Source organism: Arsukibacterium ikkense, from assembly GCF_000987775.1.
GTDB classification, from domain to species: domain Bacteria; phylum Pseudomonadota; class Gammaproteobacteria; order Enterobacterales; family Alteromonadaceae; genus Alishewanella; species Alishewanella ikkense.
The window spans coordinates 1-458 of sequence record NZ_LAHO01000043.1 but is presented as its reverse complement, the minus strand read 5'-3'; the positions used below and the strand labels follow the sequence as shown (position 1 = coordinate 458).

The 458-nt window shown below is 43.4% G+C and carries 1 protein-coding gene; it reads right to left on the bottom strand.

Annotated elements, in window-relative coordinates; all coding sequences use genetic code 11:
- A partial coding sequence (locus tag WG68_RS18955) for an IS110 family transposase (protein ID WP_046559283.1) occupies positions 1-377 on the bottom strand: 377 nt, incomplete at its 3' end.
- Positions 378-458: the final 81 nt, after the last annotated feature.

Below are 458 nucleotides of genomic sequence, written 5' to 3'. Positions count from 1 at the left end.
CGCATCTCGGGTGGATAAACATAAGCCATAGGGAAATTACCACCACGGATCAGGTGGGCAATTTTATAGGAATCAATGCGATCATTTTTGGCTTTACCGCCATGAATGGCTTTCATATATAAAGCATGGCCTAAAATGAAATCGATACCGTGCTTAGCGCAGAAATCACTGACCCAGTACCAGCAGTGCATGCATTCAACGCCAACAACAATATTACCGATGTAAGGTGCTAATAAATCGAGCAAAGGTTCTGGTAATGCTTTGATTTCGCGGTGTAAGATGGTGTCACCATTAGCATCCAGAATGCAGACGTATAAAGAGCGGGCATGCAAATCAATTCCACAATAATACGGATGTTGTGTAGTATAAAATTTCATTGGGTCTTCTCCTTTTTGGTTTCGTCGCCTTCCAGCTTAGCCAAATGGCTGGGCTGGGGGAGAAGGCTCAATGAGTATCAA